Origin of the sequence: Jeongeupia wiesaeckerbachi (genome assembly GCF_050916355.1) — a bacterium.
Taxonomy (GTDB): Bacteria; Pseudomonadota; Gammaproteobacteria; order Burkholderiales; family Chitinibacteraceae; genus Jeongeupia; species Jeongeupia wiesaeckerbachi.
In genome coordinates this window covers 3,706,896-3,722,054 of record NZ_CP136946.1, presented here as the reverse complement: position 1 = coordinate 3,722,054, position 15,159 = coordinate 3,706,896, and the positions used below count along the sequence as shown (strand labels likewise).

Genomic DNA, 15,159 nt, shown 5'->3' with positions numbered 1-15,159 from the left:
GCATCGTACCGGCCGCAGCCGTTATCCGATCTTGGGCGGCGGCGGCAGTTGCTTGTAGACGACCGAGCCGTCGGCCTTGACGCTGCGCGTCACGAAGTTGCGGGCGCGGCACAAGGGGCAGCGGAACAGTTCGCCCTGGCCTTCGTTCCTGATTTCGACTTCCTCGGGCTTCCACTTCGCTTCGCAGGCTTGGTTCAGACAGGTAAACATGGTGCGGCTCCGGTGTGATATCAGCTTAACCGGGCAGAGTAGCATGTTGCGGTGCCGATCGGCCGCATGCGCGGGATACGACAAGGCCCGCATCTGCGGGCCTGAGGGCTTACTGTGCGCGGAAACTGCTGATGGTAAAGATCCGCGTGATCGGATCGGGCGTGCCCGAACCGAACCAGCGGTCAAAGATTTTTTCCGCTTCGCCGGTTTTTTCCATTTCAAGCAAGGCGGTGTCGACGGCCGAGCGCAGGTCCTTCTCGTTCTTGCGGATCCCGACGCCCAGAATCTTCACACTCAGCGCAAATTCGGAAACCTCGTACTGGCTGCGCAGATCTCGCGGCAATTTGGACTGGAAGTTCGCCAGCACCGGCGCATCGGCAACGGCGCCGTCAATCTGGTTGGCCAGCAGGGCCTTGACGATTTCCGGCTTGTCTTCGAACTCGCTCAGCTTGGCCTGCGGGTAATTCTTGCGCAGCATCTTGGATGTGCTGGACGTTGCGGTTGCCCCGAGCCGTGCGGTGTTGAGGTCGGCATCGCGCTTGAACAGGCCTTTCTTGGCCAGCACCTTGTCCTCGGTCACAAAGTAGCCGAGGCTGAACTCGATTTCCTTTTCCCTTTCCTTGGTGCGGGTCAGGTCGGCCACCACCAGATCGACCTTGTGCGCCTTCAAGGCCGGAATCCGGTCATCGGATTCGACGATGAGGAAGATCGGCTTGACCCCGAGCCGGCGGGCAATGCCTTGGGCAAACTCGATGTCGTAACCGCGCAGCGTACGGGTTTTCGTGTCCATCAGCGAAAACGGCGGCGAGGAGTCCTTGACCCCGATGACCACTTCACCTTTTTTCTTGATCTCGTCGAGATCACTGGCGTGGGCGATGCCGGCGAGTACAAACAGTCCGGCGAACAGCAAATGACGCATTGATGCGCGACTCCTGATATTGGGATGGGGGGGCGGTGCCCGGAAACGGGGTGCACCGCCGGTCGCGTCGCCCCGGTGGCGGGGCGAGCGAACCGGCTTCAGTCGTTCAGTTCCAGCTCGAAGCGGAAGAACTCGCTGGTACCGTTGTCGTTGTCGCTGACAAGCACGCCCTTGATTTCATCGTCGTCCGATGCGGTGATTGCGAGCGATTCGAGCTTGGTCACCAGCGCGCGGCCGTGACGGGTCAGCAGCACCGAGGTCGGCGCAAGATCGAGCGTCTGGCCTGCTTTCAGCGCGGTCAGCGGAATCAGTCCGACAAAGCTGCCGAGGATTGCGCCATCGTTGTAGGCATCGCCGGTGGCTTCGACCGAGGCGGTGTAGACAAGGCTGTTGGCTTGCGGCCAGAACTCGCCACCGGACAGGCCGGCTTCGAAATTGCTGATGCGCGGCAGGCTGACCTTAAAGGTCTCGAGCTTGCTGATCTGGGGCAGCGTGCCTTGCATGTAGGCGATGAACTCGGCCTGATCGAGACGGAAGATCAGGTTACTGCCGGAGTTGCCGCGATTGAACAGATAGGCATGGCCGCCAGCGGTGGCCAGACCTTCGATATTCAGCGTTTCATCACTGCTGAAGCCACTGGCAGCGTACAGCTGCGCATACAGCGGCTTGAGGTCGCGCTCCAGTTTGGTCTGCCGGTCGTCCGACAGCAGATAGCCCCATTCGCGCACGGTGGATTTGCTACCCGAGCCGAGCACGATGCGCCAGTAGTGCTTGCCGATGCGCACTTGTGTCATCGCCTCGTAATCCGGTTTGAGGCTTTTCGGAATGCGGCCGTTGGTGTCGAGCGGGTATTCCTTGATCAACTGCTTGTCGGTGATGTTGAACTGTTGGTCCAGCTGGAACAGCCAGGGGGAATCATCACCGACTGCGTACAGAAAACGGCCTTTGGCAGCCAGGCCCGAGGCGGATGGCAGGTCGGTATTCAGCACGGCCGGGCCGAGTTCCAGCTTCGGCGTCGGGAAGCGCGCCGCGTGGGCGCTGCTGAAGAAAGCGGCGGACAGTGCGATAGCCAGGATGGGCTTCAACATAGATTCGGGACTCACAGGGCGTGTGGAAGAGTGGGCCTTGCTGTATCAGCGCCGAATCGCGGCATGGCATTTGCCGCCATGGCCGTTCATTGGGCTGAACGGCCATGATGTTTCAATTTTATGACGGATTAGGTCAAGAAATTATCGTTGACATTGACGATTTGGTGTAAGTAATGACACATATTTATTTGTTGTTTTTGTTGATAAATATCTATTTGTTTTTGTTTATTCTTTCTTTGCTTGAAAATATTGGCGTGATTGAAAACAACCTACAGTGTCACCAAGAAGCGGATGCCGAGTACGGCCCGGGCGCCGGATGTGGCTTGTACCTTGCCGATTGAAGGCCTTGCCCGGCCTGGCCGCAATGCCGGACTGGCTGCCGTTGAACGAAAGAAATCACGCCTGAAACGGTGTCAGCCGCTTGGCAACTTCGTCGAATTGCCAGTCCGGCAGCGCCGGCATGCCGTCGACAAACGGAGGGAAGGCCTCGCCACGGATCAGCGGCGCAAAGTATTCGCGGCCGGCCTCGGTGAGCCGGTAGCCCTCGGCGTCCAGATAATCGCGCGGCAGTGTTTTCTCCTTGTTGGCGACCTCGGCGAGCGGCACGGCGTCGATGTGCCAGCGGTAGGACGTGGCCTGATCGCGGATGATGGCGGCCATCACACTCTTTTTGCCTTCGAGCGCGAAGCCGACGGCAGCCTCGCCGACGGCGATCGCCTGTTCGAGATCGGTGGCGGAGGCGATGTGGCGCGACGCGCGCTGCAGGTAATCAGGTACCGCCCAGTGCACCTTGGCACCAAGCTTCGCCTTGACCAGATTGGCGAGCACCGGTGCGACGCCACCAAGCTGGGCGTGGCCGAAGGCATCCGTTGCGCCGCTCTCGGCGAGGAAGCGACCTTCGCCGTCGCGGATGCCTTCCGACGCGACGACGACGCAATAGCCGACGCGCTCGACGGTCTGCGATACCGCGGCAATGAAGCGCGCCTCGTCGAAGGCGATTTCCGGCACCAGGATCAGGTGCGGCGGTGTGTCGGCGTTGGCGGCGGCAAGGCCGGCGGCGGCGGCGGTCCAGCCGGCGTGGCGGCCCATCACTTCCATGATGAAGACCTTGGTCGACGTGGCCGACATCGAGGCGATGTCTAGCCCGGCTTCGCGCACCGAGGTGGCGATGTATTTGGCGACCGAGCCGAAGCCCGGCGAGCAGTCGGTCAGCGGCAGGTCGTTGTCGATGGTTTTCGGCACGTGTACGGCGGTCAGCTCGAGGCCGCGCGATCGCGCCAGCTCGGCCACCTTGAGGCAGGTGTCGGCCGAATCGCCGCCGCCGTTGTAGAAGAAGTAGCCGATGTCGTGCGCCTCGAACAGCGCCACCAGCCGGTCGAACTCGGCGTCTTGCTTCAGCTTGTGACGGCAGGAGCCGAAGGCGCCGGCCGGGGTGGTTTTCAGTGACGCGAGCTGGTCGTCGCTCAGTGTCGCCGCGTCGATCAGCGCCTCGTTCAGCGCACCGAGGATGCCATTGCGGGCGAGGAACAGCGTGCCGATGCGCTCGGGATGTCGGCGCGCGGCGTCGATCACGCCCCAGGCCGAGGCGTTGATCACCGGGGTGACGCCGCCGGATTGGGCGTACAGTGCGTTTCTGGTTCTCGTTGGGTCGGGCATGACGTTCTCCGCAGGTTCAGGCAAGTCGGGGTCGGGTCGAGTCGCGCACGATCAGTTCGCCCGATAGGGCGACGACGCGGCGCGACAGCAGGGGCTCCTGGATGCGCTGCATCAGCAGCCGCATCGCGGTATCGCCGATGTCGTAGGTCGGCTGACTGATGACGGTCAGCGCCGGTTCGACGAGTTCGGTCCACGCCTCGTTGTCGATGCCGGCCAGCGCGAGATCGTCGGGAATGCGCAAGCCGCGCAGACGGATCGCGCGCATGGCGCCGAGCAGCGTCAGCCCGTTGCTGGCAATCAGCGCCTCGGGCGAGCGGCCTTCGGCCAGCCAGCCGGCGACGCACTGCTGCGCCGCATCCATCGTCGGCACCAGCCGGCGCGCATCGGGGGTCAGGCCGTGGCGGTGCATCGCCGATACGTATGCGTCGAAACGCGCCTGACCGGTGGCGCTGGTATTGCCGAACAGCCCGCCAATGCGCCGGTAGCCGTTGGCGACCAGATGGTCGATCAGCGTGTCGAGCGCCTCATGGTTGTTCAACGCGACGCAATCGCTGTCGCCGAGTGCACGGTCGATCGTGATCAGCGGGAAGTCGAATTCGCTCCGGGCCAGCGCGGCACCGGCCGACAGCGTCGGCGAGAAGATCACCCCGCCGACCTGCTCCTCCTGCATCAGCCGCAGATACATCGCTTCCTTGGCCGCGTCTTCGTCGCTATTGCACAAGAGCACGCGAATGCCTTCGCGGTAGGCGGCGTCTTCGATTGCGCGGCTGACGGCGGTGAAGAAGGGGTTGCGGATGTCGGAGACGATCAGGCCGATCGTTTGCGACTGCTTCGAGCGCAAACGCCGTGCCTGCAGATTGGGCCGATAGCCGAGCGCCTCGGCCGCGGCGAGCACTTTCTGCCGGGTCTTTTCATTGACGAGGCCGTTGTCGGCCAGCGCCCGTGACACGGTGGCGAGCGACAGGCCCGAGGCGGCGGCGACGTCCTTGATGCTGGGTTTCATGGCCATGGATCGATGTATAACTGAAAACGTTTACTGAAATTTATCAGCGCCGTGCCGGCTTGGCTAGCGTCGTTTGCCCGAATGTCATGATCTGGCGGCCAACTGGCGCCTTTCGTCGGCTTTCTGCACCATCAATGCTCACCGGTGTGCACTGTTTTGCTGGCGTTCAGCGCTGCCCGCACCACAAAGGGCGTCGGTTTTGGTGCATTAATGGGTAACCCGTATTGACGTCATAAATGAAAACGTTTTCAAATAATCGCGTCATCCGATAGGAGTCTCCCACCATGGCTTTACTGCTGACCCCCGGGCTGGTCCGACTGAACGCGTGCCCGGCAGACAAGACGGCGGCGATCGCCGAAGTGGCCGCGCTGCTGGCCGGTGCAGGCTTCATCGATCCGGCGTACGGCGACAGCATGCTGGCGCGTGAAACGCAGGCGAATACCTATCTGAGCCATGGCGTGGCGATTCCGCACGGCATTCCGAAAGACCGGCATCTGGTGAAGCAGACCGGCATTGCGGTGCTGCAGGTTCCCGAAGGCGTGGCATGGATGGGCGACGAGAAGGCGCGCTTCATCGTCGGCATCGCCGCCCAGAACGACGAGCACATCGCCGTGTTGCGCCGGCTGACCCGGCTGCTGGGTGACGAGGCGCGGCTTGAACGGTTGTTCGTCACCGGCGACGTGAACGAGATCGTTGCGGCACTCGCCGACGATACGGCACCGGCTGCCGCGACGAATGCGGTGGCGGTGGATTTCGCCGTCCGCGCCGACGTGGTCCTCGATTATCCGACCGGCCTGCATGCGCGGCCGGCCAGCGCCTGGGTGAACACGGCCAAGCGTTTCTCGGCGCAGATCCGCGTGCGCCACGGCATCGAAACGGCCAACGCCAAGAGCATGGTGTCCTTGCTGCAGCTCGGCCTTGAATGCGGTGCGACACTGACGATTTCGGCCGACGGCGATGACGCTGCCGACGCGTTGGCGGCGCTGTGCGCGACGATTGCCGCGCTGAGCGCAAGCGAACGCGCCAACGCCCCGGCACCTGCCCGACCCGCTACGGCGAAAGCGGTTGCAGTGCCAACGGTTGTTTCGGCTGCGGGATCAGCCACGCCGGCCGTGGCTGACCCGCTGGCTGCCGCTCGGCTGCTCGAGCTGGCGCTGCGCCGCGTCGAGGCCCGATTGCATCGTGATGCGGCGAGCCCGCTGACCGACGCGGCGACGCGGGATGCGATCTCGCAGCGCTTGGCGTGCATCGGCCACTTGCCGCTGCTGCGCCAGGCGTCACGGCTGATGCTGGCCGGGCAGGACGTCGCCGGCGCGTGGCGCGATGCGGTGCGGACGAGTGTCGGGACGGCCGAGCCGATGGCGAGCGCCGCGTTGCAGGCGCTTGGTGATCAGGTCGGATTGGCGCTGGCGCAGAAACCGGTGGTGACGGTGACGTGCAACCCGGCGATCGACCTGACCGTGACGCTGCCGGCCTTGCGCGCCGGCGAGGTCAACCTCGCTGCTGATGCCGGCCAGAACGCCGGCGGCAAGGGCATCAACGTCGCCGCTTGCCTGGCCGACTACGGGCTGGCAGTAGCGGTGACCGGCTTTCTCGGCCGCGACAACGCGCCGGTGTTCAAGCGCTTCTTCGACGCCAAGGGGCTGGACAACCGCATGGTCGAGGTTGCCGGCGAAACGCGGATCAATATCAAGTTGGTCGACGAGCAGCGCCGACAGACGACCGACCTGAATCTGCCGTCGTTCGATGTCGATGCCGATGCGCAGCAGGCGCTCGAGCGCGAGCTTGATGCGCTGGCCGCCGGTGCGTCGTGGGTGGTGTTGTCGGGCAGCCTGCCGATCGGCGTGCCACCGGGCTTCTATCGCTTCATTACCGCGCTGATGCATGCCCACGGTGCCAAGGTAGCGCTCGATACCAGCGGCGAAGCCTTGCGCGTCAGCCTCGCCGGGGTCGCGACGACGGCCTTGCCCGATCTGGTCAAACCGAACCGACGCGAACTCGAACAATGGGCCGGCCGGACGCTGACTACGCTGGCCGACGTACTGGCCGCAGCACAATCGCTGCAACAGTGCGGTGTTGCGCAGGTCGTTGTTTCGCTGGGCGAGGAGGGCGCGCTGCTGGTCGAGCAGCACGACGCCTGGCTGGCAACGCCGCCGGCAGTCGCCGCTGGCAGCAGCGTCGGCGCCGGCGATGCGCTGGTTGCCGGGCTGATTGCCGCACAGCTCGAAGGGCGCAGCGGCGAGGATGCCTTGCGTCGCGCCGTTGCCTGCGCCAGCGCCAAGCTGGCCGTCGTCGGCCCGGCTTTGCCGGCGCAGGCCGACATCGATGCGATCGCCGAACGCGTTGCGGTTCGCCGCCTTGCCGTCTCAACCGCGCGCGCGTCCGCCGTGCACGCCACCGAGGAGTGAACCCATGTCCGAATTGACGCTGTCCAAATCCAGTCTCGACCGCAAGCTGGTCGCCGTTGTCGCCAGCCGTGACGGACTGACGCAGCCGCTGATGGCCGCCGAAGCGCTTGCCGCCGAGGCCGATGCGCTGCAGCTGGCGCTGCGCATCGAAGTCCGCAACCGGCTCGGCGTGCAGGATGCGCTGAGCGGCGACGAACTGCGCGATGCCGCCGGCGTGGTGATCGTCGCCGACGACGACGTCGATCTGGCGCCGTATCAGGGCATGTCGATCTGCAGGAGCGGCATCGCCGACGCGATCGCGCAGCCGGCCGCCGTGCTCGGCAAGTTCGCCGCGGCGGCACCGGCCGCCAGCGTGGCTCCGCTTGCGATGACGCAGGCCGAAGTGCCGGCCGCGCGCGCCGATGTGCCGGCCAAGGCTTTGAAGATCGTCGCGATCACCTCGTGCCCGACCGGCATCGCTCATACCTTCATGGCCGCCGAAGGCCTGCAGACCGCCGCCGCCAAGCTCGGCCATACGATCCATGTTGAAACGCAGGGCTCGGTCGGCGCGCAGAACCCGATGAGTGCGGACCAGATCCTCGGTGCCGATCTGGTGATCATTGCCGCCGACGCCCAGGTCGACAAGGCGCGCTTCGCCGGCAAGCGGGTGTTCGAATCGGGCACCAAGGCCGCGATCAACAATGGCGCGAAGCTGATCGACGAGGCGCTCGCCAATGCCAAAGTGCAGGGCGCGGCGGCGGCGAAACAAGGTCTCGCCGACGAGGCGGCCGAAGCGAAGAAGGCACGCAACAATTTCTCCGGCCCGTACAAGCATTTGATGACCGGCGTGTCCTTCATGCTGCCCTTCGTCGTCGCCGGCGGTTTGCTGATTGCGGTGGCGTTCGCGCTCGGCGGCATCTACGCCTTCGACGACGCGCACAAGGGCACGCTGGCGTGGACGCTGTTCCAGATCGGCGCCAAATCGGCGTTCGCACTGATGATCCCGGTGCTGTCGGGTTATATCGCCTACTCGATCGCCGACCGGCCGGGCATCACGCCGGGCATGGTCGGCGGCATGCTCGCCGGCGCGATCGGCGCGGGTTTCCTCGGCGGCATCATCTCGGGCTTCATGGCCGGCTACATCACGCTGCTGCTCAACAAGCACATCAAGCTGCACCGCAATCTGGAAGGGCTGAAACCGGTGCTGATCCTGCCGCTGTTCTCGACGCTGATCGTCGGTCTCTTGATGATGTACGTCGTCGGCGAGCCGGTCGCGGTGGTGCTGCACGCAATGGAAAACTGGCTCAAGGGCATGCAGGCCGGCAGCGCCCTGGCGCTCGGCGCGATCATCGGCGCGATGATGGCCTTCGATATGGGCGGCCCGGTCAACAAGGCGGCGTACGCGTTCAGCGCCGGGCTGATCGCCAGCCAGATCTACACGCCGATGGCGGCGGCGATGGTCGCCGGCATGACGCCGCCGCTCGGCATCGCGCTGGCGTGCTGGCTGTTCAAGAGCCGCTTCACGCATGAGGACCGCGACGCCGGCAAGGCCGCCGCCGTGCTCGGCATCGCCTTCATCACCGAAGGCGCGATCCCGTTCGCCGCACGCGATCCGCTGCGGGTGATTCCGTCGTGCATGCTCGGTTCGGCCATTGCCGGGGCGATTTCGCTGTCGGCCGGCGCCGAACTCAAGGTACCGCACGGTGGCGTGTTCGTGCTGCCGATCCCGAACGCGATCACCCATCTGGGGATGTATCTGATCGCGCTGCTGGCCGGCACGGTGGTCACGGCGCTGGCGCTGTGGGCGCTGAAAAAACCGGTGCAGACCGCTGTTGCATGAGCGGTAGCAAGCAAAAACGGGACGCCTGAGCGCCCCGTTTTTGCGTAGCCGCGTTGCCGGAATCGATTACGGAATCGGCGTGGCCGGGACAGGCTGGTCGATGTAGAACAGGCCGTCGAAGGTGCCGTTGACGAAGTTTGGATACGACGGCGGGAACTCCAGATATTCGAACGGTCGTGCGGTGATCGACGTTATCCAGCCGGGCTTGTTCGCACGCTGCTTGAAGTCGATAAAGGCCATCGGCAGGCCGGCCGCGCGCCACTCGGCCTCGAGCAAGCCCGGTGTCGGCGGCGGGATGTCGCGGGTTGTCGCGTTGTCCATATTGCGCACGCTGCCGGCGTAGCCGACGAAACCGGCGCGATAAGCGTCGTTCTTGAATTGCCGGGAGATATAGGTGCCCAGTGTCACACCGCCGAGTCCGAAGTTTACGGAGAAGTCTCCTGCGTGACCGTTGTGTGTCCAGACGACGAGCTTCTTGCCCTTGTAGAACTTGTCGGCGAGCCAGGCGATGTTCTGCGCGGCTTGCTGGTCACGCGAGACCCAGTATGGCACGTCGCCGTTGTTGATCTGCCATTGGTCGCTGGCACCGGCGCGAATGCTGCCCACCTGCAGGCGCCAGAAACCGGGCGAATCGAACATCCGGCCGCTGGCGGCGACGCTGTCGTCGAGCTCGGCCAGCAGCACCGGCGTCAGATCGACCAGCGCCTGTTTGTCGGCGTCAGACGGTGGGCCGTTGAAGTTGTCGGCCACGACCGCTTGCGCGGCGCGCAGATAACCGGCCCAGCGCGGGTCGGCCAGCGACGGCGATTGGCGTGCGGCGAGGAAGGCTTGCAGCGTCGGCAGCAGATTGTTGACCGATTCGAGCCCGCCGTGCGGCGTGTCGTAGCTGGCAAGGATCAGCGGCCGCGGGCTGGTCCGCTGGCTGTCGACGTACTCGAGCACGCCGCGGGCTTCCTTGGTGCGCGAATACATATAGAAGATCCGCCCCGGCGCTTGTTCGGCGACCGAGCCACCGGCCTGCGCGTAGTTCCACAGCGCGGTGCCGTCGACCATGCCGCTTTCGATCAACAGCACATCGAAGCCCTTTTTCTTGTGCAGGTACTGGACGATGCGGTTCTTCAGCTCGAACACATTGCCTTCGCCGTGGGTCTGCTCGCCGATCAGCACGACGCGGGCATCGCCAACCGCCTTGCCGAAGGCGGCGAGGTCGGCGTAGTCGGGATAGGCCGGGCTGGTACTGATGATCTGGGTGTTGTTGGCTTCGAGCCATTGGCCCGGCGTCATGCCGGAGCCCGCATGGGCGGCGGTGCTGATGCCGATGGCCAGCAAGGCGGCGTACAGCGCGTGATGCAGTTTCATGCTCATTTCCTGCGAGGTGGAAGGGAGCACTGATTATTTATTTATTCAAAATTTCTTGTTGCTGATTAACTTTGCTTGAGTTGTGATTATTGTTTGTAAGTGTTTTGTCAGTGTGTTGGATCGTTGCCCGGGCCGCCAACGATCACGCATACAGGTTTCGGGTGGAAGGGCGCTCTTGGTTCCGTCCACGCGCCGCCACGGCTTTTTTATGCCGTTTTTATGCGCGGCCGATGCTTCTTTGCGCGCCGTTGATGCGGTCCTCCCTAAAGTGGCCGCGTGTTCTTCACCAAGAGCGACGCCATGCAGCCCGTAGCCATCTGCCGCCACGACGCGGCGCAAGGTCCCGGTTATCTGATCGATTTTTTCGACGCCCACGCGATTCCGTGGCGGCTGTTTGCCGTTGACGCCGGCGAAACGCCGCCGACCCGCGCCGGTGAGTTCAGCGGCGTGGTGATCCTCGGCTCGCCGGCCAGCGTCAACGATGATCTGTCGTGGATGCGCCGCGAGCAGGCGCTGTTGCGCGATGCGTTGCGGCTCGAGCGGCCGGTGCTCGGCCATTGCTTCGGCGGCCAGTTGCTGGCCAAGACGCTCGGCGCGCGGGTCCGCCGTAACAGCGTGCCGAACATCGGCTGGGGCCGGGTGCTGGTGACGCGCTTCGACGAAGCCGCCGAGTGGTTCGGTGCGCGGCGCGAACTCGAGCTATTCCACTGGCACTTCGACACTTTCGAAATTCCGCGTGGCGCCAAGCGCGTGCTGTTCGGCACCTACTGCATGAACAAGGGCTTTGCGATCGGACCGCATCTCGGCCTGCAATCCCATCTTGAAGTGACCGCCGACAGCATCCGTCAATGGTGCCGCAACGACGGCGACGACATCCGCCGCAACATCTCGGCCTCGGTGCAGCCGGAGGCCGATATGCTTGCCAACCTCGATGCGCGCGTCACGGCCTTGCACCGGCTGGCCGACCGCGTCTACGGCCGGTGGATTGCACGCTTACCGGGCCGGACCCGCTTGATCGTGCCGGGCCTGTCGCGCCTGACTGCGCCGGTGTTGCCGCACACGCGGCCGCGCGGCGGCGAGAGCTGGGGCGAGCGCCTGCTGCAGGCATGAGTACATCGAGCAAACGCCAGACATGCGCCCGCCGGGGCTTAGAATGATCGCAACTTTTTCGAGTTAGCGCCGATGCCGAACGACCAACGTCCCGATCCCGATCAACTGCTGGCCGAACTCAAGGCCGATGAAGCGCGTGCGCAGCGCGGCCGGCTGAAGGTGTTTTTCGGTGCCAATGCCGGCGTCGGCAAGACCTACGCGATGCTGGTGCAGGCGCGGGCGCAGGCCGCACAAGGGGTCGACGTCGTTGCCGGTCTGGTCGAAACGCACGGCCGAGCCGAAACGCTGGCGATGCTCGACGGTCTGTCGATGTTGCCGCGGCGGGAAATGCCGTATCAGGGCCGCACGCTGTCCGAGTTCGACCTCGACGCCGCGCTGGCGCGCGCGCCGGCGCTGCTGCTGGTCGACGAACTGGCGCACAGCAATGTGCCCGGCAGCCGGCACCCGAAGCGCTGGCAGGACATTGACGAGCTGCTGGCGGCGGGGATCGATGTTTATACGACGGTCAACGTCCAGCATCTGGAAAGCCTCAACGATGTCGTCGGACAACTGACCGGCGTACGCGTGCGCGAAACGGTGCCCGACCACGTGTTCGACGCCGCCGACGACGTGGTGCTGGTCGATCTGCCGCCGGACGAATTGCTGACAAGGCTGGCCGAGGGCAAGGTCTATCTGGCCGATGCCGCGAGCCGCGCGCGCGAGCATTTCTTCCGCAAATCCAACCTGATCGCGCTGCGCGAGCTGGCACTGCGCCGCACCGCCGAGCGTGTCGATGCCGAACGCCGCGCGACCGGCTCGGCGCCGCCCGAGGGCCGGGTGCTGGTCGTGCTGCCTTACTCGGAACAGCCAGACCGGCTGGTCCGGCACGCCGCCAGACTGGCCGGGCGACTGAAAACCGACTGGTTTGCCGTGCTGGTCGAATCGCCGCGTCTGGCCCGCGATGCGGCGATGCGCGCGCGGCTGTTTGCCGCGCTCAAGTTTGCCGAATCGCTCGGCGCCGAGACCGCCACGCTGCCCGGACGTGATGTCGCGGCGACGATCGTCGCCTACGCCAGTGAACACGATGTCGGCATGGTGATCGTTGGCGAGGCGCCGCCGCATGCATGGCTGGCCGGGCTGCGGCCGGGGCTGGCCGAGCGCGTGCTGGCGCAGTCACCGGGGCTGGCGGTACAGGCCATCCGCGTCAACGCGTCAGCGCGCCGCTGGTGGCCACCGATCGATCTCGGGCGCCGTTCCGGCGGGATGCTGGCTGCCGCCATCGGCTGCGCGATTTCGTCGGCGCTGCTGGTGCCGCTATCGAAAATCGTCGAGCTGCCGAACGTTGTGATGCTCTACCTCGTGTCGGTCTTGCTGGTGTCGGTGCGTTTCGGCCGGACCGCCGGCGCGACGTCGGCCTTGCTCAGCGTGGCCGCATTCGACTTCTTTTTCGTGCCGCCGCAGCTGTCGTTCAATGTGTCGGACACGCAATACCTGCTGACCTTCGTGGTGATGCTCGGCGTCGCGCTGACGATCAGTCAGCTGTCGGCGCGGCTGCGCTTCCAGGCCGATGCCGCAACGCGGCGAGAGCGGCGTACCGCGGCGCTGTACGAGTTGTCGCAGGCGCTGGCGGCCGCACTGACGCACGAACGGGTCGTCGAGATCGCACTGGCGCAGCTGGCACCGCGCGTCGATGCCGACGTCGGGCTGGCCTTGCCGAGCCGCGACGAGGTGCTGTCGCATGTCGGCGGGGCGTCGGTCGATCTGGCCGTTGCCGACTGGGTGTTCCGTCACGGCCAGCCGGCCGGGCGCGGCACCGGGACGCTGCCGGCGTCGCCGGCTTACTATCTGCCGCTGGCGGCGCCGGTGCGCGTGCGCGGCGTGCTGGCGCTGACGCCGCGCGGCGAGTGGTCGCCGGGGCCGGAGAACGAACGCTTCCTGTCGACGTGCGCGGCGCAGATCGCACTGGCGCTCGAACGCGTGCATTTCGTCGAGGTCGCGCAGGAGGCGCTGGTGTCGATGCAGGGCGAGCAGTTGCGCAACAACCTGCTGTCGACGATTTCGCACGACCTGCGTACGCCATTGACCGTGTTGCATGGGCTGGCCAGCACACTGGCCGCCCAGCCGCTCGCCGAGGTCTCGCAATCGCTCGCCGGCCAGTTGGTCGACGAAACCAGTAGGATGAACGAACTGGTCGCCAATCTGCTCGATATGGCGCGGCTGCAATCGGGCGAGGTGCGCTTGCGGCGCGACTGGCAATCGGTCGAGGAAGTCTTCGGCGCCACGCTGCGGGCGATGGGGCAGCGGCTGGCCGCGCACCGGGTGACGCTGGCGGTGCCGGCCGACCTGCCGCTGGTCGAGTTTGATGCGGTGCTGATCGAGCGCGTACTCGTCAACCTGCTCGACAACGCCGCCAAATACACGCCGGCGGGCAGTGTGATTACGCTGGCCGCCCACGCCGAACCGGGCAGTCTGTTGCTGACGGTGCGTGATAACGGACCGGGCCTGCCGCCGGGGCAGGAAGAGGCGCTGTTTACCAAATTCAGCCGCGGTACGGCCGAGGGAAACATCGGCGGCGTCGGCCTCGGCCTGGCGCTGTGCCGGGCCATCGTCCATGCCCACGGTGGTACCATCGGCGCCGAATCGGTTCACACCGGCGGCCGGGCCGAAGGCGCGATGTTCACCATCCGGCTGCCGCGCCGCCCGCCGCCGCCACTCCCCCATGTCGATCCGGGCGCCGATCCGGACCTGTTCGCCACCCCGCCGGAAAGCGCCTGATGCCCGTCCCGTCGTCCTTGTCCGCCCTGGCCGCTACCGTCGTCGTGATCGAGGACGAGGCACAGATCGCCCGCTTTGTATCGATGGCGCTGGAAGGCGAGGGCATGCTCGCGCATGTGGCCGGCAGTGTGCGGGACGGGCTGATCGCGGCCGGCACGCGCCAGCCCGATCTGCTGATCCTCGATCTTGGCCTGCCCGACGGCGACGGGATTACGCTGATCCGCGAACTGCGCGCGTTCTCCGACGTGCCGGTGCTGGTGCTGTCGGCACGCACGCAAGAAAGCGACAAGGTCGCCGCGCTCGACGCCGGCGCCGACGACTATCTGAGCAAACCGTTCGGCGTGGCCGAGTTGCTGGCGCGCGTCCGCGTCTTGCTGCGCCGCCACGCCAAACAGGACGCATCGAGCCGCGACGGCAAGGTCAGCATCGGCGACGTTGCTGTCGACCTTGTTGCGCGCGAAGTGCTGCGCGGCGGCGAGGCGCTGCATCTGACGCCGATCGAATATCGGCTGCTGTCGGTGCTGATCCGCCACGCCGGCAAGGTGCTGACGCACCGGCAGCTGCTGCTCGAAGTGTGGGGGCCGGCCTATGTCGAGCACAGCCACTATCTGCGCATCTATATGGGCCATCTGCGCCAGAAGCTCGAAGCGGACCCGGCGCAGCCGCAGCACCTGCTGACCGAGACCGGCGTCGGCTATCGGCTGGTGCTTTAGCACGGCAATCCTGCCGGCGGCTTGCCGCAACTGCCGGAAGCCGTTGTAGAAGGGGGCGTCCGCCGACGGGTTCCACCGCGGTCGCTCCGTCGTGCCGAGTGCAGGTGCCCGGACAGGCGG

12 protein-coding genes are annotated in these 15,159 nt (G+C 65.5%); 6 read left to right on the top strand and 6 right to left on the bottom strand.

Going from position 1 to position 15,159, the window contains the following annotated elements:
* Positions 1-21: 21 nt before the first annotated feature.
* The 3 genes from R0382_RS17950 to R0382_RS17940 all read right to left on the bottom strand — a co-directional run bounded on the left by R0382_RS17950 (position 22) and on the right by R0382_RS17940 (position 2,217).
* Positions 22-210, bottom strand: coding sequence for a hypothetical protein (locus tag R0382_RS17950; protein ID WP_432721392.1), 189 nt, complete (start codon positions 208-210; stop codon positions 22-24).
* Positions 211-319: 109 nt separating this feature from the next.
* A complete protein-coding gene (locus tag R0382_RS17945; protein ID WP_432721391.1) occupies positions 320-1,129 on the bottom strand; it encodes a transporter substrate-binding domain-containing protein in 810 nt (269 codons plus the stop codon).
* A gap of 98 nt (positions 1,130-1,227) precedes the next feature.
* On the bottom strand, positions 1,228-2,217 hold the full coding sequence (locus R0382_RS17940; RefSeq protein WP_432721390.1) for a DUF6929 family protein: 990 nt from the start codon (positions 2,215-2,217) through the stop codon (positions 1,228-1,230).
* A 173-nt stretch (positions 2,218-2,390) separates the two neighbouring features.
* Here R0382_RS17940 and R0382_RS17935 point away from each other — a divergent pair, with 173 nt between their 5' ends.
* Positions 2,391-2,558, top strand: coding sequence for a hypothetical protein (locus tag R0382_RS17935; protein ID WP_432721389.1), 168 nt, complete (start codon positions 2,391-2,393; stop codon positions 2,556-2,558).
* Between the two features lie 55 nt (positions 2,559-2,613).
* Here R0382_RS17935 and R0382_RS17930 read toward each other — a convergent pair whose 3' ends face one another.
* Entirely contained in the window at positions 2,614-3,873 is a 1,260-nt protein-coding gene (locus tag R0382_RS17930; protein ID WP_432721387.1) for a 6-phosphofructokinase, read from the bottom strand.
* A 16-nt stretch (positions 3,874-3,889) separates the two neighbouring features.
* A complete protein-coding gene (locus tag R0382_RS17925; RefSeq protein WP_432721386.1) occupies positions 3,890-4,876 on the bottom strand; it encodes a LacI family DNA-binding transcriptional regulator in 987 nt (328 codons plus the stop codon).
* A 284-nt stretch (positions 4,877-5,160) separates the two neighbouring features.
* Between R0382_RS17925 and pfkB the strand changes: the two genes are divergently transcribed.
* Both pfkB and R0382_RS17915 read left to right on the top strand, forming a co-directional pair.
* Complete coding sequence (gene pfkB, locus R0382_RS17920) at positions 5,161-7,284, top strand: 1-phosphofructokinase (RefSeq protein WP_432721384.1); 2,124 nt, start codon at positions 5,161-5,163, stop codon at positions 7,282-7,284.
* A 4-nt stretch (positions 7,285-7,288) separates the two neighbouring features.
* The gene (locus tag R0382_RS17915) at positions 7,289-9,103 is read left to right on the top strand and encodes a PTS fructose transporter subunit IIC (RefSeq protein ID WP_432721383.1); all 1,815 of its coding nucleotides are present in this window, start codon (positions 7,289-7,291) and stop codon (positions 9,101-9,103) included.
* 66 nt (positions 9,104-9,169) lie between these two features.
* Here R0382_RS17915 and R0382_RS17910 read toward each other — a convergent pair whose 3' ends face one another.
* Positions 9,170-10,462 (bottom strand): erythromycin esterase family protein, encoded by a 1,293-nt coding sequence (locus tag R0382_RS17910; RefSeq protein WP_432721382.1) that lies wholly within the window; start codon positions 10,460-10,462, stop codon positions 9,170-9,172.
* Between the two features lie 300 nt (positions 10,463-10,762).
* Between R0382_RS17910 and R0382_RS17905 the strand changes: the two genes are divergently transcribed.
* The 3 genes from R0382_RS17905 to kdpE all read left to right on the top strand — a co-directional run bounded on the left by R0382_RS17905 (position 10,763) and on the right by kdpE (position 15,039).
* The gene (locus R0382_RS17905; RefSeq protein ID WP_432721381.1) at positions 10,763-11,572 is read left to right on the top strand and encodes a type 1 glutamine amidotransferase; all 810 of its coding nucleotides are present in this window, start codon (positions 10,763-10,765) and stop codon (positions 11,570-11,572) included.
* A gap of 72 nt (positions 11,573-11,644) precedes the next feature.
* Entirely contained in the window at positions 11,645-14,326 is a 2,682-nt protein-coding gene (locus R0382_RS17900; protein ID WP_432721379.1) for a DUF4118 domain-containing protein, read from the top strand.
* Complete coding sequence (gene kdpE / locus R0382_RS17895) at positions 14,326-15,039, top strand: two-component system response regulator KdpE (RefSeq protein WP_432721378.1); 714 nt, start codon at positions 14,326-14,328, stop codon at positions 15,037-15,039. Before R0382_RS17900 ends, kdpE begins: the two co-directional genes overlap by 1 nt.
* Positions 15,040-15,159: the final 120 nt, after the last annotated feature.

What these genes read in the sequence shown, in the direction of transcription:
- R0382_RS17950 (WP_432721392.1), bottom strand. Translation starts at nt 210, where the DNA reads ATGTTTACCTGTCTGAACCAAGCCTGCGAAGCGAAGTGGAAGCCCGAG.
- R0382_RS17945 (WP_432721391.1), bottom strand. Translation starts at nt 1,129, where the DNA reads ATGCGTCATTTGCTGTTCGCCGGACTGTTTGTACTCGCCGGCATCGCC.
- R0382_RS17940 (WP_432721390.1), bottom strand. Translation starts at nt 2,217, where the DNA reads ATGTTGAAGCCCATCCTGGCTATCGCACTGTCCGCCGCTTTCTTCAGC.
- R0382_RS17935 (WP_432721389.1), top strand. Translation starts at nt 2,391, where the DNA reads ATGACACATATTTATTTGTTGTTTTTGTTGATAAATATCTATTTGTTT.
- R0382_RS17930 (WP_432721387.1), bottom strand. Translation starts at nt 3,873, where the DNA reads ATGCCCGACCCAACGAGAACCAGAAACGCACTGTACGCCCAATCCGGC.
- R0382_RS17925 (WP_432721386.1), bottom strand. Translation starts at nt 4,876, where the DNA reads ATGAAACCCAGCATCAAGGACGTCGCCGCCGCCTCGGGCCTGTCGCTC.
- pfkB (WP_432721384.1), top strand. Translation starts at nt 5,161, where the DNA reads ATGGCTTTACTGCTGACCCCCGGGCTGGTCCGACTGAACGCGTGCCCG.
- R0382_RS17915 (WP_432721383.1), top strand. Translation starts at nt 7,289, where the DNA reads ATGTCCGAATTGACGCTGTCCAAATCCAGTCTCGACCGCAAGCTGGTC.
- R0382_RS17910 (WP_432721382.1), bottom strand. Translation starts at nt 10,462, where the DNA reads ATGAAACTGCATCACGCGCTGTACGCCGCCTTGCTGGCCATCGGCATC.
- R0382_RS17905 (WP_432721381.1), top strand. Translation starts at nt 10,763, where the DNA reads ATGCAGCCCGTAGCCATCTGCCGCCACGACGCGGCGCAAGGTCCCGGT.
- R0382_RS17900 (WP_432721379.1), top strand. Translation starts at nt 11,645, where the DNA reads ATGCCGAACGACCAACGTCCCGATCCCGATCAACTGCTGGCCGAACTC.
- kdpE (WP_432721378.1), top strand. Translation starts at nt 14,326, where the DNA reads ATGCCCGTCCCGTCGTCCTTGTCCGCCCTGGCCGCTACCGTCGTCGTG.